The sequence below is a fragment of the Hominifimenecus sp. rT4P-3 genome, assembly GCF_051055405.1.
GTDB lineage: Bacteria > Bacillota > Clostridia > Lachnospirales > Lachnospiraceae > Pseudolachnospira.
In genome coordinates this window covers 1,646,532-1,668,737 of sequence record NZ_CP167068.1, presented here as the reverse complement: position 1 = coordinate 1,668,737, position 22,206 = coordinate 1,646,532, and the positions used below count along the sequence as shown (strand labels likewise).

The following is a 22,206-nucleotide window of genomic DNA, read 5'->3' as shown; positions in this document are numbered from 1 at the left end:
GACTGGTTGCGCCGAAGAATCGCGCAAAAGAGGGAGGATGTCGGATGAACCGGAGTTGGATTCGAAAAATTCAGGAATTGCTGGAACAGCGGCTGACCAAGGAAGAATTGCTGCGATTGTTTGGCGTGAGCCGTACAGAAATGCTGCACCGGCTGCGAACTCCGCATATTCGTCAAAAATTAAAGGAGATGTCGGAACTGTCCCAATACTCCTGCGCGTCTATTTTAGCGCTTTGCCAGGAATGTATGGAGAAACTGGCTCCGGAACCACCGGGAGGCTGGCTGCCGCTCTTACATCTTCATGGAAAACATATTCTTTATCCGGATAATTTTCCAGCGGTTTTAAAAGAAGATCAGGTAGCAGCCGCTCGCTTTTATCTGGAAGTTTTACGGATTTTTTTGGAAGATGAACCGGTTTCCTGTGGTTTTTCACCAATTTTACATTTTCATAAGGTAGAGAAGGACGAGTTGGCGACGACGGATAATGCCATCGAGCATCGTACTTTTTTAAAGGTGTGTCAGCGCACTTGGCTATTTGAGTTCATGCGGATTGCATCGGAGGCAACCCCGTTTCAAACGCTGGGACATATTGCCGGCGTCCATTATACCGCGATGCATGTCGCCAGGCAGCTTTCGAAACTTGGCATTGAGATTGATCTGCCTTTGATGTCCGCCGCAGCCATCGGTCATGATATCGGAAAATTTGGGTGTAAAGAGACGGAAAATAAGCGGGTTCCTTATCTTCACTATTACTATACGGATCTCTTTTTTAAGAGTAATCATATGCCGGTCATCGGGCATATTGCGGCGAATCATTCCACCTGGGATTTAGAACTGGAAAACCTATCGGTGGAATCATTGGTTTTAATCTATGCGGATTTTAGGGTCAAAAGTGTTTGGGAGAATGGGAAGGAACGCATTGTATTTTATACGTTAAAAGATTCCTTCGACGTTATCTTAAGCAAGCTGGACAATGTGGACGACGCCAAGCGGGAACGTTATCGCCGGGTATATGATAAACTGACGGATTTCGAGGAATATATGAAATCGCTGGGCGTAGTAACAGAATTGGACCGGGTTATGGAGAAAGCTTTGCCCCAGACGGATACGGCGCTTCTTTTTGGCGAACAAATTGTTCAAGCCTATAAATGGGAGGCGATTGCCCATAATATCCGTTTGATGCACGTGCTGAACGTGGAGAAAACATTCGCCAATATCTTAGAGGTAGCTCGAAGCGAGAAGGACTGGAAAAATATTCGTTCGTATCTCAATATTTTTCAAGAATACTATACCTACACAAGCCCTAAGCAGAAGCTTTTGATTATTTCTCTTCTCCAAGAACTATTGATGCATCGGGAAGGCGATATCAGGGCCCAGGCTGCCCAGCTGATGGGACGCTTAATCGTGGCTTATGATACGGACTACCGCAAGGAAATACCGGATGGCTGGCGGGCTTTTTTGCAGGAAACGTCCAGCCTGGAACTGTTTAAAAAATATTTCCACCTGGTATTGATTCCGGATCACAAGCTTACGGAACAGCACCGACGCTGGATGATGCATCAGATGGGCGAACTGGTGGAGTCTGCTCTGTGCGCGGCAAAGCCAGGCAAAAAACAGGCGTATTTGGATGTAGTATTGAATGCGTACCAGGATTTTGAACGAGATGACTTTACTGCGTTTACCATGATCAATGCCGTGCAGCGTTTCCCTTTTTCTTTGTGCAAAGAGGAGGATTTCCGGATTGTATTTTCTTTTGTCGAACATTTTGCAAAGAGAAAAAATACGGAGATCCAGGTGGCTGTGCTTCGATTGGCGTATTTTTGTTTGGCGCAAGATCAGGTTCGTCCCTTTGTGCGCGGGTGTTGCGAACGATTATTTCACTGCGTCCCATCCCGCCCGGTAATCAGCGTTCAATATCTGCGTTATCAGATCGGAAAGCGGTTAGGTTTTGACCGAGCGGAATTGACGATTTTGGAAGAATTTTCTTTTAGAAAAAGCATTATATCTGAAACTTTTTTGGAAAATTTGAAAACGGCGACGCCTTGGATTTGTAAAGAGATCAATATTGAGTTCCTGCTTTATCTGATAGAGCGGGGAAGGAATAATCAGCCTCTGCATTCCACAACACATCTGGCAAATTTGCTGATGGTAAGTGATTCCGACAATGTGCGCCACAGCGCAGGCCGTACATTGGTAGAAATGTCCTCCTATATTTCCAGGGATCAGTGTAATGAAGTAACCGTCGAACTGTTCCAGGGACTAGAAAATGGAAGTGAACAGTTCTCCAAAGATATTCCAGCCTATTTGGCGGAGATGATACTTCTGCTTCAGCCGGAGGAGGTAGAAGAGCATCTTTTAAATTTGGAACAGATGGTGATTCAGAATAATGAGAAGGTGGCGTGCGCCGCTCTCGATACGTTGGGACATTTGGTTCAAAAGTATCCTGTCTACCGGGAACGTTTTCACGAGACGAAGCGGATTTATCAGGATCGCCTAGGGCGAATGCTGGGTCTGATTTTAAAAGGAATGGCCAATTATCATGAACGGGTTGCCCAGGAAGCAGTTTATGTGCTGGGGGAATACCTCTTTGGTTCGCCGCTTTTGACCGTGGATGAAAAAAGCCAAGCGTTTCGTTTCTTTGCCAAAAAGGCGCTTCATATTGTGAAAGATCAACCGGAGAATCTGTTGAGCTTTTTGATTCATGCGGCTGCGCTGAATCAAATTTACCGTTTTCTTTCCGATTATCTGTTCCGGTACGGCAGTTTTCATATGTCAGAAAATGATAAAGTCGCCTTTTTTCCAGGGACATTTGATCCTTTCTCTCTTAGCCATAAGGGAATTGTTCAGGAGATTCGAAATCTTGGCTATGAGGTGTATCTTGCGATTGATGAATTCTCCTGGTCCAAGAAGACACAGCCCAAATTGATTTGCCGAAAGATCGCGGCCATGTCAGTGGCCGATGACAATGGGGTTTTCCTATTCCCAGATGATATTCCGATCAATATCGCGAATCCGGAAGATTTGAAACTTCTTCGGGAGGTATTTCCAGGGAAAGAACTTTCGATTGTAGTGGGGAGCGACGTGGTAGCCAACGCATCCGCCTATCGAAAGCCCGTTAGCGAGTATTCGATTCATCGGCTTCCGCATATCATTTTTCGCCGGAATATGGGAGACGACGAGCTGCGGAAAGAATATCCGGAGATTTTAGGCGGCGTGCGTCATCTGTCCCTGCCGAACTATTTGGAAGATATCAGTTCTACTCGTATTCGGGAGAGCATTGATCAAAATAGAGATATTTCTCAGTTGATTGACCCGGTGGTACAAAGTTATATATACGAAAACAGCTTGTATCTTCGGGAACCGCAGGATAAACCGGTAATTCGTTCGCAGGATTTGCACTGTGAGGTCATTCATCGTCTAACTTTGGAACTGGATCGAAAACTGCGTGGCGGACAATCGAAAAAGCGGAGGGAAAAGCATCATCCGGAAGAGATGGCGGTAGTATTATGGGATGAGTCTGAGGGACATGAACCATTGGCGTTCTGCCGTTTCCGTCCACTGGCATTGCGGGATATTATGGAAGAGTTTGGCGATCTGACGCTGGCCTCTAAAATTCGTGAGCTTGCAGGCGGAAAATTGCTTCTGATCTCAGAAATCCAGTCTTCCGTGGAATCGCGGAATTCCGTGTTAAAACAGTGGATTTTGACCGAGGCGTTAGCCTATGCGCTCTCGGAAGAATATACCTACTGTATCTATCATGGAAACGGGAAGGAAAAACGTGAGGAGGAACTTTTGAGACTGCAGGGCTTTCTCACGATGGAATGTGAGGGAGAAGACTTGGTCATGGCGGCGGCGCTCTATGCTCCGACGATTTTGACGGATAATATAGAGACGGTATTAAAGGACCCGTTCCAGCACGATCCGAAAGTAATGAAAGTGGTTTACCATGCCCATCGCCGGCTGCAGGAAGCATTGACGCAGTTTCGACCGGGCCATTTGGTATTGTCCTTTGATTCCCGCGTGATGTACAATCGGATGATCGATAAAATTGCCGAGGCAAATAATGTTCCCAACGTGCCTTCTGTTCCGCCCAAGCTGGGTGAAAAAATGTGCGTCCCTTTTGGCAAAATGTTCCGAAATTCCGCAGCGCCAAACACGGTAACAAAATCGCTTTATACGGAACGTGTATTTCATGAGGACATGAGTGGTTTTACGATTCAGGAGTACCCGAATTATTCGCCCCTTCGGACGCAGATTAAGATGATACACTCTTTCCGGAGAGATATCATATTGGTGGATGATTTGCTTCATAAAGGATATCGACTCCGGGAGATCGTTCCATTGCTGAAAGAGGGGAATCTTGATATTGATCGAATCTTAGTCGGTATCCTAACGGCTAGAGGGCGTGATCTGGCTCAGGCCAACGGATTGGCGGCGGATAGCGTATATTTTATTCCAAACGTCCATTCCTGGCTTGTGGCATCCACCATGTATCCGTTTATCGGAGGCGATAGCGTGGCTGGAAGCGACAACAACCCTTCTGGGCTGCTGCCCTCGGTGAATTTGATTTTGCCTTACGTTGCGCCGCTCTTTTTGATGAAAGATTCGCGCCTGGCAGCCTATCATTTGTCTTTTACTTGTTTGGAAAATGCACGGGATATTCTGAGAGTGTTGGAGGAAGAATATCAGCAGGAATTCGGGAGAAACTTGACGCTGAATCGTCTGAGCGAAGCGATTATTTCGCCTACTTGCCCGGATAAAGGAAAGCATGTACATTATGATGGAAACCTTCCTGCATCCAGCTATATAGAAAATGATATCCGACAGTTGGTACGGCTGCGAAACATTACCTGGGGAGAGAAAGAATGAAACGATTGAGCGATCTGTTCCAGCTGGGATTAGGAGAAGATATATTTCGAATCGGTAGTCTGGTGCAATTTGCATGGATGAAGAAAGAGAGAAAAACTCTCCATTTATTTGCCCTCGGCGACGTCGGAGGCACGCTTTTGACGGGACTCAAGCTTTTAGGCGGAGACCAAATAGAAGAGATCGGCATCTATGATATCCGGGAAACGATGGCTGCCCGATATGAAATGGAAATGAATCAGATCCGGGAGGGTGATATGCTCCGCCGTTTTCCGCCGGTCCGTGTGTTAAAACGCCAGGAACTTTTTCAATGCGATGTCTTTTTGTTCTGCGCGTCTCTCGGCGTACCGCCTGTAGAAGAATCCGTGGGGGATGTGCGGATGGCGCAGTATCAGGCGAACGCAGGATTGATACGGGAAATTGCGGGGGAGGCGGCAAAGGCGCGTTTTTCCGGATTGTTTGCGGTCATCTCAGACCCGGTAGATCCTTTGTGCCGGACTGCGGCGTCTGCTGGATTGGCGGCAGAGCAGATCAAAGGCTTTGGGCTCGGCGTGATGAACGCCCGCGCGGCTTATTATGCGGAGCGTGATTCTCGATTTTCTTCTTATTTGACGGAAGGGGCAGCTTTTGGTCCTCACGGGGAGGACTTGATTATTGCGAATAGTTTGTCCCACTATGATGATGCAGTTTCACGGGAATTGACCACCCTAACCTCATCGGCAAATCTTCGCGTGCGGGAACTTGGTTACAAGCCATATCTGGCGCCGGCGCTTTCTTCTGGAGCGCTTTCTATTTTGGCGGTTCTATCCGGACGGTGGCATTATAGCTCCAGCGCTTTCGGAGAAGTGTTTTTTGGGGCGAAAAATCGTTTGACGGAACATGGCATCGAGGTGGAAAATCCGAAATTACCGGATGAATTATTTGCCCGATTGGAGATTTCTTACCGGAATTTAAAGGAGTTGGATTGCCTATGAACCGAATCGAAATCATCTGTCCTGCGGAACATCCGGGATTGGTATCGCCGCGGTTGCGTGATATTCTAAGCCGTGCTTTAAAACCGGGCGGAGAGTATCGATGGCTGTTTCGAACAGAGGAGCTCACACAAATTTCTGCTTCGCGGCTGCTGTTTGTGATTTCTCTCGACGAGACAGGGACAAATTTAGAGTATACGCGGATGCTTGCCAAGATTCGCCGGAGTCCTCATCTGTTTGACGGCATGGTGGGCGGCGTGATTGTGGACGGCGTACACGAGATTTATACAAAATCTACGGCGCGAGACCTGGTTTTTGCAGCGAATCAAGCCGGCTGCATCTTTCCGGGAAAACCGTTGGTAGAGGCCACTGGTTCTTTGCAGAATTTCCGAATCCAGGCGAGAAACCAGGGAGTAGATTGGATGGAGGCGTATCGTCTCGCGGTAAAGGAGTTGGCGGTGCGGATTTGTTCTTATCAGGCGCCAAAATATGATCATCCAGAACTTTTGGTACTCCACGCCAGTCATTTTCATACGTCCAATACCTGGACTTTTTGGGAGATGGTGAAAAAAAATCTAACCGGTGTCGGCGTAAAAGAGATTTCTCTTCGAAATGGACAGATTTTTGACTGCACGGGCTGCCCTTATAAAATGTGTATGCATTTTAGCGAGAAGGGGAGTTGTTATTATGGCGGCGCCATGGTGGAAGAGGTTTATCCTGCCGTTCAAAACTGCAGCGGCCTTCTTTTGCTTTGTCCCAATTACAATGATTCCGTCAGCGCCAATATTGCAGCTTTTATCAACCGTTTGACCGCTCTTTTTCGGATCAAACCTTTCTATGAAAAATATATGTTTGGCATTGTGGTATCCGGATACAGCGGAGGTGATATCGTAGCAAGCCAATTGATCAGCAGCTTAAATATGAACAAGGCATTTTTGCTCCCCCCTCGTTTTGCCGTATTGGAAACGGCAAATGAGCCGGGCAGTATTCGGGAAATCCCGGAAATCGAGAAGCAGGCGGAGGCGTTTGCCACGCATATTGTTCAGGTATTTGCTGGAATAGGCGCGGAACCTCGGCTGCTGTCTTCTGCTGGTACTTGACAAGTGAACTTTTATTCTATATAATATAGCAAATCACTAACTTTTCGTTTTAAACCAGGGGTTGTACTGGTTTCGACGGGGGTTTAGAAGCTCGGATAGCCATCCGCGGACCGTGGCCGCGTATCAAAACGGAAAACTTAAATACAAACGCAGACGATCAGTTAGCGTACGCAGCCTAAGTGCTGCTGTCGGACTCCGGTTGCTCACAGCCGGAATCACCGGCATCATGAACTGTGAGGCACTGTTTCCCCTAAGCTTTGCCGGGAAATAAGTAGAAATGAAGCTACTAAAGGAAAGAGCCTGCTGCCGGGCGCTTTCCGGAGGGAATGAAAAAACGGCGGCTGTGATGGGAGAAATCTAAGTGGAAGGGTCTTCGGACAGGGGTTCGATTCCCCTCAGCTCCATAATAAAACCTGCGGTATTCCGCAGGTTTTATTTTTAAATTTCATAGGAAATCCCGACGGAATTCCTATGAAATTAAAAACGTTCCGCTAAGCGAAAGTCTTTTCTTATTTTAAATCCTCATTTTCCTTGATCGGTCGGTAGAAGGTAACTCCTTTTTTCCGGTAACGGGTAATAACCTCTTTCGCGCGCAGACGCCGCAAAAAGGCCGATATCGCGGTTTCTCTCCAGTATCGCCCGTCAGCATTCAGCACCTCCACAATCTCATACAATGCGAGATCATGATCGGCGGCCCATATGATATTCATGATAATACGTTCGCAGTCTGTCAGTCTCATAGGATATATTATATAATACAACCGCAGAGGTTAGAGCTGGTAATATATGGAAATAGAATAGGAATCACCTCGTGGAAATACGCTTTTGCCTGCGGTTAAAAAATGCACCGCGCTTGACGAAACTCCACTTTCCTAGTATAATTCCATCTAGCTGTGCATGTTGCATTTTCTTGATGCGGAAAGCGAGAGAACGCGGCATCAATCTGCAAAATTAAGAAATCACTAAGATTTTCTTCTGCGAAAATCCTGTTCCAATTGCTATGATGAATACATTGAATGCAGAAAGGTTGGAACTTTGGATGCGAAAGATGGGATGGACTTATTTTTTCATTCTGGCATTTGTTTTCCTGGGCGGCTGCGGCAGCAAAGGTCCGGTGGACGAAGCGCCTGCTACGATGGAAATCCCGACTACGGAGGCAATAGCGGAGGAAAGTTTAAGCACGGATTCTTCTGTTATGATACAGACAACAGAGGTAGAGCCGAAAGCCCCGGTATATACCGGCTTAATCAAAGAGCTCATAGTTCCCTGTGAATATGATTTGGATGGAAATGGCACCGCAGAGACGATAAACTATCAGGTTACCGATCCGAATGGAAAGGGATTTAACTTGAAAATCGGGGATGCGGAAATAGAAGGCAGCGGCGACAAGCTGACCGGAAAAATCTATGCAATGAGTATAGATGGGACGACGCTTCAGATTTTGGTGGAAGACCGAGGGTCGAATGCGGATGTTTATTCTCATGTATATGTGTACCAGCAGGACGAACTGGAGCCAGCCGGGGTTTTAAACGGGGTGATTACCTCCTACCGTGTACAGCCCGAAGAACGGTTGGTGACAGCGATCGGAGACAGCGAAGTTTTCCAGAGTTTTTATCTGGAACAAGACTTCACCCTGGTGAACGGAATTCTTACCGAAGTACCCAGGGAATTTTATCCGATGGGAAACGAAGTGACAGCACGAAAGGTGGTTCGCCTGACCGGAAACGCGTCGGGGAACGCTTATACGATGACGGTTGACGTTGGCGCCCGGCTAATTGTCCTTGGAACGGACAATCGGCAGTGGGTCTGCTTGCAGGACGTTGAAACCGGAGAGGAAGGCTGGCTTCAGGTTCCCATAGGGGAGTTCGGTCAAATCCTGGTGGATGGCAAATCGGAGTCTGCCCAGGATTACTTTGACGGACTGTATTATTTCGGGTGAGTGATTGAAACCTCGCCTAGAAAAACAGGAAGCAGGTGCAGAAATATGGAGAATTTGGAGAATCAGAAGGGCTTTTCTGCCTTTCTGAAGAGGAAAAACATTGTATTTTCAGCAAAACGATATGGGATTGACGCATTAGGGGCAATGGCCTTAGGGCTATTTGCCTCTTTGCTGATTGGGACCATTATCAAAACCATTGGACAAAATATCGGAGATTCTACGATTGACCTAGCGACGGCATCTTCGGTTGGCGTCCTGGATTATCTGGCAGTGAAGCTGGTGGCGATTGGCGGCTTTGCTACCGCTGTAACTGGCGCTGCCATGGCGGTAGCCATCGGAAACGCGCTGCAAGCGCCTCCCTTGGTACTGTTTTCTCTTGTAGCAGTGGGACAAGCCACCAATGACCTCGGCGGGGCCGGCGGACCTTTAGCCGTCTTGATTATTACGATTATCGCTGCTGAAGTGGGAAAGATGGTGTCAAAGGAAACCAAGATCGATCTGTTGGTGACGCCATTTGTTACGATTGTGGTAGGCGTTGTTTTAGCGATGCTGGTGGCGCCTGCGATCGGCAAGGGAGCAAGCTCAGTGGGCTACGCGATTATGTGGGCTACGGAACTGCAGCCATTTTTCATGGGGATTGTGGTCTCCGTGCTGGTCGGCATTGCGTTGACGCTTCCCATCAGTTCGGCGGCGATCTGTGCGACCTTTGGCCTCGTTGGCCTGGCGGGCGGCGCGGCGGTAGCCGGCTGCTGCGCTCAGATGGTCGGCTTTGCTGTGATGAGCTACCGGGAAAATGGACTTGGCGGCCTGGCGGCTCAAGGACTTGGTACATCGATGCTTCAGATTCCAAACATCTTAAAAAATTGGAAAATTTGGATTCCGCCGACCCTGGCCTCTGCGGTGACAGGACCATTGGCAACTTGTGTTTTTCAGTTGAAGATGAATGGAACGCCCGTATCATCCGGTATGGGTACCTGCGGTTTGGTCGGCCCCATCGGCGTTATTATGGGATGGGCCAATCCATCGGAACGAGCGTTGGCGCTCGGAGAGAGCGCGGTTACGCCGGGCGTAGTCGAGTGGGGCAGCCTTTTGCTGATTTCCATTGTACTGCCGGCTGTTTTGACCTGGCTGTTTGCATTGCCGCTGCGGAAAAATGGCTGGATTAAAGAAAATGATTTGAAATTGGATTTGGGCTGATTCACTTTTCGGCAGCCCCATGGAAGGGCGGATATGGGCAAACGAAACAGGCGGCAAGGCTTTGTGGTATTGCTTCTGTGTCTTTCACTGGTAACGGCAGCCTCCGGCTGTTCCCAGCGGAAAGAGTATCAGGAGTCCACGGTCTATGCGATGGATACCATTTTGACGTTTCAGGTTTTGACGGATTCCGACAGCGAGATATTTGACTTGCTGCGAAAGGAAGTCGATCAGGTAAATCTTATGCTCTCGGCAACCGATGCCAGCAGCGAATTGTATCGGCTGAATCAATCGGACGGGGAGCGTTTGGAGATCAGCGAGGATTTGGCGGATGTGATTGTTCGATGTCTTTCCGTAGCGAAAGAAACCGATGGAGCCTTGAACATCGCATTATATCCGGTGACTCAGGCTTGGGGATTTCCGAACGGCGACTACCATATCCCCAATGGGGAAATCCTAAAGGATCTGATGAAAAAGATCGACTGGAAAGAGATTCAGATAGAGCGAAATCAAATTCAGCTTTTGCCCGGAATGGCCCTTGACATGGGCGCTGTCGGCAAGGGATATCTGACAGACCGTTGCGTGGCAGTCTTGAAAGAACAACAAATTTCTTCCGCGCTTTTAAAACTAGGCGGAAATATCTATGCCTATGGAACGAGAGAAGATGGGAGCGCCTGGCGGATCGGAGTTCAGAAGCCATTTTCTGAGGAAGTGGCGGCCATTTTAACCGCAAAGGACGAGGCAATCGTTACCTCTGGGACATATCAGCGTTATTTTGAAAAGGATGGGAAAAAATATCATCATATTATCGATAGCGCGACTGGTTATCCCGCAGACAACGAATTGGAATCGGTGACGATTGTATCGGAAAGCGGCTTTCAGGCGGACGCTCTTTCCACCGCTTATTTTGTAATGGGGCTGGATGCTTCCATACAGGCTTGGAGACAAAAGGAAGACATCGGCGTGATCTGGATTTTAAAAGATGGCGCTATCTATTACACGGAAAACCTGGATGGAAGATTTACTGCCGCCGAGGGAACCGAGACATACATGGTTCGGCAGGAATGATTTTGGGGATAGGGATACCTCTCATTGTTATGGTAAATGATAGAATATATCCGTATCCCACGAAAAATAAAAATAATAAAAACGTGAATGAAGAAGACTCCCGCGTGCATAGGGTGATACAAACCTGTACGCGGGAGTTTTTTATGTTGGTTTTGCTTTTGATTTTGGCTGCTGGAATTTACTTTACCTGGGTTACCGGCGGCTTTCAGCTCTTTCATTTTCCTCTTTGGATGCGAAAAACCCTGGGAACTTGTTTCCGTAAGAATGAAGCAGACCAGGAAGGCGCCATGAGTCCCTGGCAGGCGCTTTGTACTTCTCTGGCTGCAACTATCGGCACCGGAAATATTGTCGGAGTGGCGACCGCTCTGGTCGCAGGCGGTCCAGGAACCATCTTTTGGATGTGGGTTTCCGCATTTTTTGGGATGATGACTGCCTATGCGGAGAAGGTGCTAGGGCACCTATATCGAAAGAAAAAGCCCGATGGAGGCTACCTTGGCGGTACGATGATGACGATGGAGAGGGGGCTTTCCAGCCGGCCCATGGGGTTGATCTACGCCTTTCTCTGTTTGTTGGTTTCTTTTGGCATGGGCAATATGACCCAGGCAAATTCCATTGCGCAGGCGCTGCAGGGAACTTGGAATATCTCGCCGATGGCAACGGCTCCTTTTCTGGCCTTTTTCATCTGGTTTTGTTGTAAGGGCGGTGGAAAGCGTATCGGTGCGATCACCGGCGTCTTAGTTCCTGTTATGTCTGTATTTTATATGGGCGGCGCGGTTTGGATTCTCTGGCATTTTCGAGATCAATTGGGCGCTGCGGTTCAGTTAATTCTATCCGACGCATTTTCCTTACGAGCTATGACAGTAGGGATTGCCCGCGGAGTCTTTTCCAATGAAGCGGGACTTGGCAGCTCGGTGATTGCACATGCTCAATCTACGGTAAAAGAACCAGTAGAGCAAGGTATGTGGGGGATTTTAGAGGTCTTCCTAGATACCATTGTGATGTGCACGGTAACTGGATTTGTTCTTTTGGTATCTGGCGTATGGAATACTGGTGTGGACGGCGCAGATATGACATTGGCGGCTTTTTCCAGCGTTTTTGGTGTTTTTGGCAGAAGCATTCTCACCATCAGTATTTTTTTCTTTGCTCTATCCACATTGGTTGGCTGGAGTTTTTTTGGCCTAGAATGCGTTTCTTATCTTTGCGGGGAAAAGGGAAAAGGAATCTATTTAGCGATCTTTTTTGGCATGACAGTCGTAGGCTGCCTTGGCGAACTGACGGATATCTGGAGGATCGCGGATATTTGTAATATGCTGCTTGCCATTCCCAATTTATTTTGCCTTTTTTGCCTTCGAAAGCAGGTAATCGCCTTGACCGATACTTATTTGGGTGTTAAACTGAGGAAAAAGTCCTGAGGGAGGAATGTGACATGATTCGTCATATCGTATCTTGGAATTTCAAACCAGAAATTTCAGAAGAAAAGAGAGTAGAAATTCGAGCGGCTCTAGCGGAAGCTTTTCCGACGTTGGTTGGGAAAATTCCTGGGCTTATTGCGGTTTCGGTTGGTATGCCTCCATTAGAAAGCAGCAATTGTGATCTGGCGCTTTACTGTGAGATGGAGGAAGAGAAGGATCTGATTATCTACCGGGATCATCCGGAGCATGTAAAGATTGCAGAGATTGTCCGTGCCAACTGTGAAGGGCGGCGCTGTGTGGATATCAAAGCATAAGGGATCCATCGTCTTTTTTTTGAAAAAATAGAGTCCCATTTTTTACCGGAAAATTGATAAGAATTTCCAGTGTATTTCCTTTCGGATCGAACATACTAGGAATGTACCTTACAAACAACGCCGCGAAACACAGCGGCAAAAAGATGAATTATGGAGGTGTATTACTATGTCTAGCAATTCTACTGGAAGAATCGAAGTTCCTGAAGCAAAGGAAGCTCTGGATCGTTTTAAAATGGAAGTAGCCGATGAGCTTGGCGTACCGCTGACCAACGGTTACAACGGAAACCTGACTTCTTACCAGAACGGCAGCGTTGGCGGTTATATGGTTAAGAAGATGATCGAGGCGCAGGAGAGACAGATGTCCGGTAAATCCGGCCGCTAATTAGAGCGCACCCGAAAAGAATGAAGAGAAGCAGCCTCTTTGACCTATCTTAAGGCCGAGGAGGCTGCTTCTTTATTCTATCCACTATGGAGCGCATTGCGACAGGGCGCAAGTCTTTTCGGGCGGCAGTATTCTGAATTTTTTTTAAAGTCCAGGGCAATCTCATTGACGAGTTTTCATGCCTATGATACACTAAATAACTGGAATGGGAAAGAAATACAAAGAGCAAAATAGGAATGAAATACAAGGAGCAAATGAGATGAAACTATTGACGATTGCAGTTCCTTGCTATAATTCAGAAGCCTATCTGGAAAAATGTGTCGATAGCCTTCTGCCGGGTGGGGAGCGGGTGGAGATTTTGCTTGTAAACGACGGCTCTTCGGACCGGACGGCGGAGATTGCCGACTCTTACGCGAAACAGTATCCATCGATCGTCCGCGTGATCCATCAGGAAAACAAAGGACATGGCGGAGCAGTAAATACCGGACTGAGGGAGGCTTCCGGGATTTATTTTAAGGTGGTGGATAGTGACGACAGCGTAAGTTTGGACGCTTATCATAAGATATTGGACACGTTGGAAAATTTGGTCTTGGATGGAAAAAGCGTAGATATGCTGATCAGCAATTACATCTACGATAAAGTGGGCGTCCGGAAAAAGAAAGTAATCAGTTACCGCCGCGCGTTTCCGCAAAATGAAGTTTTTACCTGGGATAAAGTTGGATTTCTTCACAAAGGACAGTATATCTTAATGCATTCGGTGATTTACCGTACCCGCGTTTTAAAAGAATGCGGCCTCAAACTGCCGGAACATACTTTTTATGTAGACAACCTGTTTGTCTATATTCCGCTTCCTTATGTGAAGAATTTATACTATATTGATGTGATTTTTTATCGCTATTTTATTGGCCGCGCCGATCAATCGGTCAACGAAGCCAATATGATTAAGCGGATTGATCAGCAGATCCGGGTGACGAAGGCTATCATCGATGCCTATTCTTTAAGAAAACTACCGGATAAAAAGCTGCGGAATTATATGAAAAGTTATATGGAGATCATGATGACGGTATCTTCTGTCTTTTTGATTTGCTCCGGCACACCGGAAAATCTGGCAAAGAAAGAAGAGTTATGGGCGTATCTGAAGACAAAAGATCCTCTATTATATCGGAAGATCCGCCGCGGGATTATGGGACAAACCATGAATTTACCAGGCCCTACAGGCAGAAAGATTTCCATTGCCGCTTACCGGGCTACCCAACATTTTTATGGTTTTAACTAAGATAAAGGAGATGTTTTATGCGCGTAATTGCAGGTACGGCCCGCCGATTGAATTTGGTGACGGCGCCAGGATTACAGACCAGACCGACAACCGATCGGATAAAAGAGACTCTGTTTAATATTTTGCAGCCAGAAATTCCCGGCTGTCGTTTTCTGGATCTATTTGCCGGCAGCGGCGGTATCGGAATCGAAGCGCTAAGCCGTGGGGCGAAGGAGGCTGTTTTTGTGGAAAATAACCGGAAAGCCGCAGCCTGCATCCAGCAGAACCTTTCCTTTACGCATCTATCTGAACAGGCACGTGTTCTGGAAACCGATGTGTTGACAGCGTTAGCCCGGTTAGAACGGGAAGGACAGGCATTCTCTGTGATTTTTTTAGACCCTCCTTATGATAAGGGATGGGAGCAAAAAGTTTTTTCCTTCCTTCACGATTCTTGTCTGACGGATGAGGATACGTTGATTGTGGTGGAAGAGAGCAACGAGACGGATTTTTCGTTTGCCGGAGAATATGGTTTTTCGATTGTCAGAGAAAAATGTTATAAAACAAATAAACATGTCTTTCTAAAAAGGGGAGAAGGATCACATCATGCATAACGTAAGAGAAAAGGTAGGAATTTATCCGGGGAGTTTTGACCCAGTTACCTTGGGACATCTGGATATCATCGAGCGTTCATCGAAAATGTTTGATAAATTAATTGTGGCAGTTTTGCACAACAAGAGCAAAAAAGCGTTGTTTTCGGTGGAAGAACGTGTTAAAATGATACAGAGTGTGACGGGCCATCTATGTAATGTAGAGGTGTCTTCTTTTGAAGGCTTGTCCGTAGATTTTGCCCGCTCGAAAGGGGCACATGTACTGGTCCGCGGACTTCGTGCGGTGACAGATTTTGAATATGAATTGCAGATGGCTCAGACGAACCGTGCGATGTGTCCGGAGATTGATACGATCTTTCTAACGACGGATCTGCGTTATGCTTATGTAAGTTCCAGCATCGTGAAAGAGGTCGCTTATTTTGATGGAAATATTGAGATGTTTGTACCGGCAGAAGTCGTGCCGTTGTTAAAAGAAAAATGGATGGAGGATAACCGAAAATGAGCAGAATTGAACAAATGATCGGTGAAATTGAAATGTATCTGGACAGTTGTAAGTCCCAGGCATTTTCCAATAGCAAAAGAATTGTAGTTGAAAAAGACGTCATTGATGAGATGCTTGTGGAACTGCGGCTGCGTACGCCAGAGGAAATCAAAAAATATCAAAAGATCATTGTCAATAAGGATGCCATCTTATCGGATGCGCAGGCTCATGCCGACGCTATTTTAGCAGAAGCTTCCCGCCAGACGGCTGAACTGGTCAATGAACATGAAATTATGCAGCAGGCTTACGCTCAGGCAGAGGAAATTGTGCAGCAGGCTCAAGCCCAGGCCCAAAAGATTTTAGACGACGCTGTGATCGAAGCAAATAGTATTCGGGACGGTTCTGTTCAGTATACGGACAGCCAGTTAGAACAGCTGGAGTCTATCTTAGCTCATGCCTTGGAAAATAGCCAATCCCGTTTTCAGTCTTTCCTGAATCAGTTGCAGGCCAGTTATGATGTCATTGTTTCCAACCGGAAAGAGTTAGCGCCCAGCCTTCCCGCAGGCGGAAGGAAGAATTCCGGTCCGGAAATTGATATTGCATTGGATAACAGCGGGAAAGAAGACTAAATACATAAGAAGTTTAAAGCGCCTGCCGTTTCGCGCCCTACAAATGGATAGGGGCGAGGAAGCAGGCACTTTTTCCGTATTGCTACCCTAGAAAATAAAGATAGCAATAACAAAGGGCAGCAGTTATGACGCCCAGGATAGCACGGGCAATCATATAAGGAAATAGCCGAATTCCGCTTCCTTTTAGGCATCCTCCAGTCTGTCCGACGCAGGAGAATCCACCGAAGGAAGCTAATCCAAAACAAATAGGAGCGGCTAAAAGTGTCGGCAGATGTTTGCTTCCCAATACCCCGGTTCCAGTCGTCATTTCACACAGGCCGAGAAAAACCGCCTGTGTCAGTTCCGGTAGAGGCAACAACGTGATCCAAGAAGCAAGAATGGAAAAGAGAAGGATATATCCGCCGATTTTTACCAGCGTTTCACAGCTATCTAAAAAACAGCGCTCAAAACTTTCCAAGGAAAGTGGGAGGATTGGTTCAGGTGTGGGGGCATTTTCCGGGGCTTTCGGAAGTATGAGGAGAGCGGCGAGGAACGCGGGAAGCAAGGCGCAGACAAGCAGCGGCAGCCCTCTGGAAATTCCTAAACATTGAATACCGATATAGCCGATTAAAAACATGGGGCTTGGCTGATTGCAAAAAATGACCATTTTTTGCCCCTCTGAGACAGAGATTCTTCCGCTTTTTACCAACGAAGAAGCCCATATAGCGCCCATCGGATAGCCGCAGAGAAATCCCATCAAAATTCCGCAGGTTCTAGGAGAAAAGTGATTCATCAAGCGGCTTTCTGCCATCAGTTTTGAGGCTAATATAAAAGGGAGCAGGACGGGCAGTACTTTTTGAAACCAAAGTAAAATTCCTGCGGAAGCCCCGGATATGGACAGCTCTGGAAAACAAAGCAATCCCAGAAAAAATAGTCCGAGAAATAGGAGTGAAAAAAGACGTTTCATACGGTTCCTTTTATGAATAATGTAAGACTGTTTTCGAGTACAATATATCCGAGAACAAAAGCAAATAGACCCTTATTATCAAAAATTCCAACTTAAGAAAGGAAGAGTATTATGGGTAAAACGTATCTTGAATTTTTCAAAGAGCTGTGCCGGATTCCTCATGGTTCCGGAAACACGAAGGCGATCAGCGATTACTGCGTCTCTTTTGCGAAAGCAAGAGGGCTGGCGGTAAGACAGGACGCGCTGGGAAATGTTGTGATTCGAAAAGCCGCTGCGCCTGGCCGGGAGTTGGAGGATGGTGTAATTTTGCAGGGGCATCTGGATATGGTTGCCGTCAAGGAGCCGGATCTTGACTTTGATTTTACGAAAGACCCGCTGCGACTGAAAACAGATGGTGATTATCTCTATGCGGAAGGAACCAGCCTTGGCGCAGACGATGGAATCGCGGTAGCCATGGCGTTAGCTGTTTTGGATTCCAATGAGATTTCCCATCCTCCGTTGGAATGTTTGTTTACGGTAGACGAAGAGATCGGTATGCTTGGTGCGGTAGATCTTGATATGAGCGATTTTACAGGCCGATATATGCTTAATATGGATTCCGATGAAGAAGGTTATGCTGTCGTCAGCTGTGCCGGCGGCTGCCGGGCGGAGGTTTGCGTTCCATTCGTTCGGGAAGCCAAAAAGAGTCAAGGCCTGCGAATCGAATTGACTGGCTTGACGGGAGGACATTCCGGTACGGAAATCCATAAGGGACGTGCCAATGCGAATTGTCTTCTGGCGGATATCCTGAAAGATCTGCCTGGAGAATTTTTCTTGTCGGATTTCCGCGGCGGTGCGGCGGATAATGCGATTGCGCCTTCGGCAGTGGCCGTGTTGGCAGTAAACGCAGATTTTCAGGCGGATGAATTTTTGAATCAGAAAAAGGCGCAGCTTCAAGCGGAATGGAGACAGTCCGATCCCAATCTGACGTTAGCCTGGGAAACACTGCCGGAGTCGGAGCTTTTGGTCATGAAAAAAGAGGATGGAGAGCGTCTGCTGCAACTTATGACAAAACTTCCCAACGGACCCTTGAAATATAGCGTGGAGATCCCGGATATGGTGGAACTTTCTACAAATTTGGGTATCGTTCACGTGGAAGAGGACGGCGCGCACCTGGTCATGGCTCCCCGCAGTGCGAGAAATGAGGACCGGGAAGAACTGAAGAAAGAAATCCAGAGTATCGCTCAAAATTATGGGGCTGTGGTTTCTTTCCAGGGAGAGTATCCCGGATGGCCTCTTAAGGCGAATTCCAAGCTGCAGCGTCTGGCATCCCAGGTATACCGGGAGCAGACCGGAAAAGAGCTGATTTTACAAGGCATTCATGCCGGTCTTGAGTGTGGTATTTTTAGTGAGAAACTTCCCAATTTGGATATTATTTCTTTCGGCGCGGAACTTTTAGATATTCATTCTACGAAAGAACGCTTGAGCCTTTCTTCTGCAGAACGGACTTGGAAATTCTTGCTTGGCATATTGGAAAAGATTTCGTAGTCCGTAAAGAACGGGGAAGCATAAAGGAGCAGATCGGTATGGAAATTCAAAAATGGCGGGAGATTTTATCGCCCTATGAGTTGGCGGTAGATGAACTAAAGCTAAAATTCACCTATATTATCAAGCAAAACAAAGCGGCTGGCCGCTATTCTCCGGTCGAGCAGGTGATTTGTCGGGTGAAGACGGTTTCCAGCATCTTAGATAAAGCGAAACGAAAGGGAATAGATCTTGCCAATATGGAAGAACAGATCACAGATATTGCCGGAGTTCGCTTGATCTGTCAATTTGTCGAAGATATCGACAAGGTGGTGAATATTATTCGTGAACGGCCGGATATGGAGGTCATGGAAGAAAACGACTATGTACACCACAGTAAGCCCAGCGGCTATCAAAGTTATCATATGGTAGTTCGCTATGAGGTCACGACGATTCATGGTCCGAAACTGGTACCGGTGGAAATTCAGATTCGGACCATGGCGATGAATTTTTGGGCTACCATTGAGCACAGCCTAAAATACAAGTACAGCGGAAATGTTCCGGAGCATATCAGCGAGCGGTTGATGGCGGCTGCACAGGCAGTTGTGAATTTAGACAAAGAGATGTCTATGATCCGGGAAGATATTATGATGGCACAGGACTTGTTCTTCAATAAAGCCCGCATTGTATCGGAAATTAAAAATAATATTCAGAACTTGTACAAATTTGAAAATCGAGACGCTATGATAAATATTCAAAACGAGTTTTTTGATCTATACCAGAATGGAACCCTGGAAGAGCTGGAAGAGTTTAACCGCCAGTTGGATTTGGTGGCAGCCCGTCAGGGAGTTCAGGAGTTATAATATGGAACTACCAAACGACTACCTGCGGAGGATGGAAGCGATGCTGGGAGCGGAATATTCCGATTACCTGGCATCTTTTTCCGATCAACGGGTAACCAGCCTCCGCACCAATACGCGAAAGATACAGCCGGAAGACTTGAAATCGCGATTGCCGTTCTTAGAAGAAGCGGTTCCCTGGGCTTCGGAGGGCTTTTATTTCCAGGAAGGCGTTCCATCAAAACATCCTTATTATTTTGCCGGGCTCTATTATCTTCAAGAAGCCAGCGCCATGTCGCCGGGGGCGATGCTGCCGATTGTTCCTGGCGACCGGGTCCTTGATCTGTGCGGCGCTCCTGGTGGAAAGGCGACTCATCTGGGAGCGCGGCTTGCCGGAACCGGCGTTTTGTTCGCCAATGATATCAGTGCGTCCAGGGCGCAGGCGATGGTAAAAAATTTAGAACTGTCTGGTATCGGCAACTGTTATGTGACGGCAGAAACGCCGGAAAAGCTTGCGGAAAATTTTCCTTCTTATTTTGATAAAATCTTGGTGGATGCTCCCTGTTCCGGGGAAGGGATGTTTCGAAGAGATCCGGCGATCATCAAAGACTGGATAGAGCGGGGTCCAGCCTACTATCAGCCCATCCAGCGTGAGATTTTAACTTCCGCGGTGAAGATGCTTCGGCCAGGCGGTATGCTGCTGTACTCCACGTGCACATTTTCCAAAGAGGAAGACGAGGACAATGTATCCTGGCTGCTTCACGATTTCCCGGAAATAAAATTACAGCCCATACCGCAGAGGCCTGGTATCTCTGAAGGGTTCCTTCCCGGCACAGGTAGAATCTGGCCGCACCGCGTTCGTGGGGAAGGACATTTCCTGGCGTTATTTCAAAAAGAGACAGCAGGGGAAGCCCGATTTTCAAAAGAGGCGGCGGTCCATGGACAACCCTTTTATCAGAAAAAAAGTCGTCCTTTTTCCGTGGCGGCGCCAGACTTCGCGCCGATTCTTTCTGGCGAGTGGGGGGAGAGGCCTGTGTGGGAGGAAAAGGGAAATCTTTATTTTCTTCCGCCGGAGGCTGAAAAGAAAGCAAGAATTCGCTATCTGCGTACCGGCCTATTTTTGGGAACTTGCAAGGACGGACGTTTTACGCCCTCACCAGCATTGGCATTGGTCCTAAAACCGGACGAATATCCAAATCGTGTGGATTTTTCTGCTTCGGATGAGAGAGCCATTCGTTATCTAAAGGGAGAAACCGTTACCTGCGAAGGAAGCTCCTGTGCGGGGGCGGACGGCTGGACCTTGGTCCTTTTCGACGGGTTCCCCCTAGGGTGGGCAAAACGAAACAAAACGACGCTAAAAAACAAGTATAATCCCGGATGGAGATGGCAATGAAGATACCAATGAAAGAAATCCAGGCGGTTCTCTTTGATCTGGACGGAACGCTAGTTGACTCGATGTGGATGTGGAGGGATATTGATATCGAATATCTGGGGCGGTATGGAATCTCTCTGCCAGATAATCTGCAAAAAGAGATAGAAGGGATGAGTTTTTCTGAAACCGCCGTTTATTTTAAAGAGACCTTTTCTCTGCCGGATACACTGGATGAGATCAAAGCCGAGTGGAATCGGATGGCCTATGAAAAATATCGGTATCAAGTACCAATCAAACCTTATGTGAGGGAGTTTCTTGACGCGCTTTTGGTCAGGCAGATTCCTATGGGAATCGCGACCAGCAATTCAAAAGAATTGGTACAAGCTGTGATCGACGGGCAGCATTTGGAACATTATTTTCATTCTATCCGAACGGCCTGTGAAGTGGCGGCGGGAAAACCGGCGCCGGATATCTATTTAAAGGTGGCGGAGGATCTAAATGCCGACCCGAAACAGTGCCTGGTATTTGAGGATGTACCGGCCGGCATTCTAGCTGGAAAAAACGCTGGCATGTGGGTGTGCTCCGTATATGACGCCTGGTCCGCAGACATGGAAGAAGAGAAACGGCGGCTGGCCGATGAAGCGATTATGGATTACAGTGAAATATTAAGGGATATGGAGGAAATGAAATGAGTAAAACAGTCAATCTTACCTGGAGAGGGCATTCCTGCTTCAAATTAGAACAGGACGGTTTTTCCATCGTAGTAGATCCTTATAAAGATGGAAAGGTGCCTGGTTTATCGGATCTGCGTGATACGGCAAATCGAATCATTTGCAGCCACAGCCATGACGATCACGGCTATGTGGAAGCAATTACCTATCAGGAGACCGAGCAGGAAAATCCCTTTCAATTGACGATGATCGCTTGCCCCCATGATGACGAAGGGGGAACAAAGCGCGGCATGAACATGATTCATGTTTTTGACAATGGGGAACTTCGTATTGCTCATTTTGGAGATATTGGCTGTCCGCTCAATGAAAAACAGAAAGAGATGCTGGGCAGTCTGGATGTCGTGATGGTTCCTGTCGGAGGATTTTACACGATGGAACCCGATGGGATTGAGGCGATGTTGGAAGAACTGAACCCGACAGTTGTGATTCCGATGCACTATCGCACCGAATCTTTTGGTTTTCCGGTGATTGGCACGCTGGACGATTTCTTGAAATACCGTTCGGACGTGGTGCGCTATGAGACAAACACCCTGCAGTTGACACCCGGAATGCCTCGTCAGACGGCAGTTTTAAAATACTTAGGATAAAAGGGGAGTG

At 47.3% G+C, this 22,206-nt stretch carries 20 protein-coding genes and 1 other RNA gene; 19 read left to right on the top strand and 2 right to left on the bottom strand.

Annotated features, from left to right (window positions below; genetic code table 11):
• Positions 1-44: 44 nt before the first annotated feature.
• The 4 genes from ACCC71_RS07735 to ssrA all read left to right on the top strand — a co-directional run bounded on the left by ACCC71_RS07735 (position 45) and on the right by ssrA (position 7,343).
• Positions 45-4,868 (top strand): hypothetical protein, encoded by a 4,824-nt coding sequence (locus ACCC71_RS07735; protein WP_434309055.1) that lies wholly within the window; start codon positions 45-47, stop codon positions 4,866-4,868.
• Positions 4,865-5,839 carry a lactate dehydrogenase gene (locus ACCC71_RS07730; RefSeq protein ID WP_434309054.1) on the top strand — a complete coding sequence of 325 codons (975 nt, stop codon included), beginning with the start codon at positions 4,865-4,867 and terminating at the stop codon, positions 5,837-5,839. The genes ACCC71_RS07735 and ACCC71_RS07730 overlap by 4 nt, the downstream gene beginning before the upstream one ends.
• Positions 5,836-6,936 (top strand): flavodoxin family protein, encoded by a 1,101-nt coding sequence (locus ACCC71_RS07725; RefSeq protein WP_434309053.1) that lies wholly within the window; start codon positions 5,836-5,838, stop codon positions 6,934-6,936. The genes ACCC71_RS07730 and ACCC71_RS07725 overlap by 4 nt, the downstream gene beginning before the upstream one ends.
• Positions 6,937-6,993: 57 nt before the next feature.
• Positions 6,994-7,343: a transfer-messenger RNA gene (gene ssrA, locus ACCC71_RS07720) on the top strand.
• Positions 7,344-7,445: 102 nt separating this feature from the next.
• On the opposite strand, the gene ACCC71_RS07715 is transcribed toward ssrA, so the two are convergent.
• On the bottom strand, positions 7,446-7,676 hold the full coding sequence (locus ACCC71_RS07715) for a BlaI/MecI/CopY family transcriptional regulator (protein ID WP_434309052.1): 231 nt from the start codon (positions 7,674-7,676) through the stop codon (positions 7,446-7,448).
• A gap of 308 nt (positions 7,677-7,984) precedes the next feature.
• Here ACCC71_RS07715 and ACCC71_RS07710 point away from each other — a divergent pair, with 308 nt between their 5' ends.
• The 10 genes from ACCC71_RS07710 to ACCC71_RS07665 all read left to right on the top strand — a co-directional run bounded on the left by ACCC71_RS07710 (position 7,985) and on the right by ACCC71_RS07665 (position 16,218).
• On the top strand, positions 7,985-8,875 hold the full coding sequence (locus ACCC71_RS07710) for a hypothetical protein (RefSeq protein ID WP_434309051.1): 891 nt from the start codon (positions 7,985-7,987) through the stop codon (positions 8,873-8,875).
• 45 nt (positions 8,876-8,920) lie between these two features.
• Entirely contained in the window at positions 8,921-10,072 is a 1,152-nt protein-coding gene (locus ACCC71_RS07705; RefSeq protein WP_434309050.1) for a PTS transporter subunit IIC, read from the top strand.
• A 33-nt stretch (positions 10,073-10,105) separates the two neighbouring features.
• Positions 10,106-11,137, top strand: a complete 1,032-nt coding sequence (locus tag ACCC71_RS07700; RefSeq protein ID WP_434309049.1) for an FAD:protein FMN transferase — start codon at positions 10,106-10,108, stop codon at positions 11,135-11,137.
• Between the two features lie 143 nt (positions 11,138-11,280).
• Positions 11,281-12,549: an alanine/glycine:cation symporter family protein gene (locus ACCC71_RS07695; RefSeq protein ID WP_434309048.1), complete on the top strand. Its 1,269-nt coding sequence runs from the start codon at positions 11,281-11,283 to the stop codon at positions 12,547-12,549.
• A 14-nt stretch (positions 12,550-12,563) separates the two neighbouring features.
• The gene (locus ACCC71_RS07690) at positions 12,564-12,863 is read left to right on the top strand and encodes a Dabb family protein (protein ID WP_434309047.1); all 300 of its coding nucleotides are present in this window, start codon (positions 12,564-12,566) and stop codon (positions 12,861-12,863) included.
• A gap of 166 nt (positions 12,864-13,029) precedes the next feature.
• Entirely contained in the window at positions 13,030-13,245 is a 216-nt protein-coding gene (locus ACCC71_RS07685) for a small, acid-soluble spore protein, alpha/beta type (protein WP_434309046.1), read from the top strand.
• Positions 13,246-13,504: 259 nt separating this feature from the next.
• Positions 13,505-14,521, top strand: coding sequence for a glycosyltransferase family 2 protein (locus ACCC71_RS07680; protein ID WP_434309045.1), 1,017 nt, complete (start codon positions 13,505-13,507; stop codon positions 14,519-14,521).
• A gap of 17 nt (positions 14,522-14,538) precedes the next feature.
• Positions 14,539-15,111, top strand: coding sequence for a 16S rRNA (guanine(966)-N(2))-methyltransferase RsmD (rsmD, locus tag ACCC71_RS07675; RefSeq protein ID WP_434309044.1), 573 nt, complete (start codon positions 14,539-14,541; stop codon positions 15,109-15,111).
• Positions 15,104-15,610, top strand: a complete 507-nt coding sequence (gene coaD, locus ACCC71_RS07670) for a pantetheine-phosphate adenylyltransferase (RefSeq protein ID WP_434309043.1) — start codon at positions 15,104-15,106, stop codon at positions 15,608-15,610. Before rsmD ends, coaD begins: the two co-directional genes overlap by 8 nt.
• Positions 15,607-16,218, top strand: coding sequence for a vacuolar family H+-ATPase subunit H (locus tag ACCC71_RS07665; RefSeq protein WP_434309042.1), 612 nt, complete (start codon positions 15,607-15,609; stop codon positions 16,216-16,218). Before coaD ends, ACCC71_RS07665 begins: the two co-directional genes overlap by 4 nt.
• Positions 16,219-16,300: 82 nt before the next feature.
• On the opposite strand, the gene ACCC71_RS07660 is transcribed toward ACCC71_RS07665, so the two are convergent.
• Positions 16,301-16,990, bottom strand: a complete 690-nt coding sequence (locus ACCC71_RS07660; protein WP_434309041.1) for a hypothetical protein — start codon at positions 16,988-16,990, stop codon at positions 16,301-16,303.
• A gap of 285 nt (positions 16,991-17,275) precedes the next feature.
• On the opposite strand from ACCC71_RS07660, the gene ACCC71_RS07655 reads away from it, so the two are divergent.
• Genes ACCC71_RS07655 through ACCC71_RS07635 form a run of 5 tightly spaced genes read left to right on the top strand, consistent with a single transcriptional unit; the run spans position 17,276 to position 22,196 of the window.
• Positions 17,276-18,691, top strand: coding sequence for an aminoacyl-histidine dipeptidase (locus ACCC71_RS07655; RefSeq protein ID WP_434309040.1), 1,416 nt, complete (start codon positions 17,276-17,278; stop codon positions 18,689-18,691).
• Positions 18,692-18,729: 38 nt separating this feature from the next.
• Positions 18,730-19,530 carry a GTP pyrophosphokinase gene (locus ACCC71_RS07650; protein WP_434309039.1) on the top strand — a complete coding sequence of 267 codons (801 nt, stop codon included), beginning with the start codon at positions 18,730-18,732 and terminating at the stop codon, positions 19,528-19,530.
• Between the two features lies 1 nt (position 19,531).
• Positions 19,532-20,899: an RsmB/NOP family class I SAM-dependent RNA methyltransferase gene (locus ACCC71_RS07645; RefSeq protein WP_434309038.1), complete on the top strand. Its 1,368-nt coding sequence runs from the start codon at positions 19,532-19,534 to the stop codon at positions 20,897-20,899.
• Entirely contained in the window at positions 20,896-21,570 is a 675-nt protein-coding gene (locus tag ACCC71_RS07640; protein WP_434309037.1) for an HAD family hydrolase, read from the top strand. Before ACCC71_RS07645 ends, ACCC71_RS07640 begins: the two co-directional genes overlap by 4 nt.
• On the top strand, positions 21,567-22,196 hold the full coding sequence (locus ACCC71_RS07635) for an MBL fold metallo-hydrolase (protein WP_434309036.1): 630 nt from the start codon (positions 21,567-21,569) through the stop codon (positions 22,194-22,196). Before ACCC71_RS07640 ends, ACCC71_RS07635 begins: the two co-directional genes overlap by 4 nt.
• The last annotated feature ends 10 nt before the right edge of the window (positions 22,197-22,206 follow it).

What these genes read in the sequence shown, in the direction of transcription:
- ACCC71_RS07645 (WP_434309038.1), top strand. Translation starts at nt 19,532, where the DNA reads ATGGAACTACCAAACGACTACCTGCGGAGGATGGAAGCGATGCTGGGA.
- coaD (WP_434309043.1), top strand. Translation starts at nt 15,104, where the DNA reads ATGCATAACGTAAGAGAAAAGGTAGGAATTTATCCGGGGAGTTTTGAC.
- ACCC71_RS07690 (WP_434309047.1), top strand. Translation starts at nt 12,564, where the DNA reads ATGATTCGTCATATCGTATCTTGGAATTTCAAACCAGAAATTTCAGAA.
- ACCC71_RS07685 (WP_434309046.1), top strand. Translation starts at nt 13,030, where the DNA reads ATGTCTAGCAATTCTACTGGAAGAATCGAAGTTCCTGAAGCAAAGGAA.
- ACCC71_RS07680 (WP_434309045.1), top strand. Translation starts at nt 13,505, where the DNA reads ATGAAACTATTGACGATTGCAGTTCCTTGCTATAATTCAGAAGCCTAT.
- ACCC71_RS07730 (WP_434309054.1), top strand. Translation starts at nt 4,865, where the DNA reads ATGAAACGATTGAGCGATCTGTTCCAGCTGGGATTAGGAGAAGATATA.
- ACCC71_RS07660 (WP_434309041.1), bottom strand. Translation starts at nt 16,990, where the DNA reads ATGAATCACTTTTCTCCTAGAACCTGCGGAATTTTGATGGGATTTCTC.
- ACCC71_RS07710 (WP_434309051.1), top strand. Translation starts at nt 7,985, where the DNA reads ATGGGATGGACTTATTTTTTCATTCTGGCATTTGTTTTCCTGGGCGGC.
- rsmD (WP_434309044.1), top strand. Translation starts at nt 14,539, where the DNA reads ATGCGCGTAATTGCAGGTACGGCCCGCCGATTGAATTTGGTGACGGCG.
- ACCC71_RS07715 (WP_434309052.1), bottom strand. Translation starts at nt 7,676, where the DNA reads ATGAGACTGACAGACTGCGAACGTATTATCATGAATATCATATGGGCC.
- ACCC71_RS07635 (WP_434309036.1), top strand. Translation starts at nt 21,567, where the DNA reads ATGAGTAAAACAGTCAATCTTACCTGGAGAGGGCATTCCTGCTTCAAA.
- ACCC71_RS07655 (WP_434309040.1), top strand. Translation starts at nt 17,276, where the DNA reads ATGGGTAAAACGTATCTTGAATTTTTCAAAGAGCTGTGCCGGATTCCT.
- ACCC71_RS07650 (WP_434309039.1), top strand. Translation starts at nt 18,730, where the DNA reads ATGGAAATTCAAAAATGGCGGGAGATTTTATCGCCCTATGAGTTGGCG.
- ACCC71_RS07735 (WP_434309055.1), top strand. Translation starts at nt 45, where the DNA reads ATGAACCGGAGTTGGATTCGAAAAATTCAGGAATTGCTGGAACAGCGG.
- ACCC71_RS07695 (WP_434309048.1), top strand. Translation starts at nt 11,281, where the DNA reads ATGTTGGTTTTGCTTTTGATTTTGGCTGCTGGAATTTACTTTACCTGG.
- ACCC71_RS07725 (WP_434309053.1), top strand. Translation starts at nt 5,836, where the DNA reads ATGAACCGAATCGAAATCATCTGTCCTGCGGAACATCCGGGATTGGTA.
- ACCC71_RS07640 (WP_434309037.1), top strand. Translation starts at nt 20,896, where the DNA reads ATGAAGATACCAATGAAAGAAATCCAGGCGGTTCTCTTTGATCTGGAC.
- ACCC71_RS07665 (WP_434309042.1), top strand. Translation starts at nt 15,607, where the DNA reads ATGAGCAGAATTGAACAAATGATCGGTGAAATTGAAATGTATCTGGAC.
- ACCC71_RS07705 (WP_434309050.1), top strand. Translation starts at nt 8,921, where the DNA reads ATGGAGAATTTGGAGAATCAGAAGGGCTTTTCTGCCTTTCTGAAGAGG.
- ACCC71_RS07700 (WP_434309049.1), top strand. Translation starts at nt 10,106, where the DNA reads ATGGGCAAACGAAACAGGCGGCAAGGCTTTGTGGTATTGCTTCTGTGT.